Annotated in this window: 1 protein-coding gene; it reads right to left on the reverse strand. The window is 63.8% G+C overall.

Translation table 11 applies throughout. The features are described 5' to 3' along the window. Positions 1-1,190: phosphopantetheine-binding protein (locus B0O95_RS15225; protein WP_146064139.1), on the reverse strand; the 1,190-nt coding region annotated here is incomplete at both ends.

A 1,190-nucleotide genomic window follows, 5' to 3' on the forward strand; every position in this document is an offset into this window, starting at 1 on the left:
GTCAGCTCGGTCACCGGCAGCCGTGCGTGGCGCCATACCACTTGCGCGGGCGTGGACAGCCCTTCCCACACGAATGCGGTGCGCAAAATATCGTGACGATCGATCACCTGCTGCAGCGCGTGCAGATACTGGTCAAGCCGCGCTCGCGTGTCAAAGGCCAACTGCACGATCAGCAGATATGGATCGCCTGTGCTGGCCAGCAGATGGTGAAACAGCAGCCCGTCTTGCAGCGGCGACAGCGCATAAATGTCCTGAATGTTCGCCACCCCGCCCGGCACCTGCTCGACAATCTTATCAATGTCCGCTTGCGTCAGCTCAATGAGCGGCAGCATCGACGGCGTGATTGCCGTCGTGTCGGGCGTGATCACGTTGGGCGGCACCGCCACGTCACGGCGCTGACCCAACGTCTGCGCCAACGCACTGAGCGTCGGCGCCTCAAACAGCAGCCGCACCGACACACTCAAGCCCCGACGCCGTAGACGCTCAATGAGCTGCACCGCCAGCAGCGAGTGGCCGCCGAGCGCAAAGAAGCTGTCGTGCCGACCCACACGTTCGACACTCAATAGCTCGGCCCAAATCGTCGCCAGCGTCGTCTCAAGTTCGCCTTGCGGCGCTTCATACGCTTGATGCGCGAGCGCCTCGTCATCCGGTGCGGGCAGTGCACGCCGATCAAGTTTGCCGTTCGGTGTCAGCGGCCACGCATCGAGCCGCACAAACGCGCTGGGCACCATATACTCGGGCAGGCTCGCCGCCACCTGTGCGCGCAAGGTGCTCGCCAGGTGCGCGTCCGCTTCGGCCTGCACATACGCGACGAGCCGCTTCGCCGAACCCTCACCGGTTGCCAACACCACCGCATCACGCACCTGCGGATGCGCTGTTAAGCACGCTTCGATCTCCCCCGGTTCAATGCGAAAGCCGCGAATCTTCACTTGGTCATCGTTGCGCCCCACAAACTCCAGATTGCCGTCCGGTAAATACCGCGCCACATCCCCGGTCTTATACAGCCGGGCACCCGCGTCATCGGAGAACGGATCCGGCACAAAGCGCTCCGCGGTCAGCGCCGGGCGGTTCAGATAGCCGCGCGCCACCCCCGCACCACCAATAGATAACTCGCCGACCGCACCCAGTGGCACCGGCTGGCTGTGCGCGTCCAGCAGATAAATCGTCAGATCCGGAATCCGTGTGCCCAC

Origin of the sequence: Mycetohabitans endofungorum (assembly GCF_002927045.1) — a bacterium.
GTDB classification, from domain to species: domain Bacteria; phylum Pseudomonadota; class Gammaproteobacteria; order Burkholderiales; family Burkholderiaceae; genus Mycetohabitans; species Mycetohabitans endofungorum.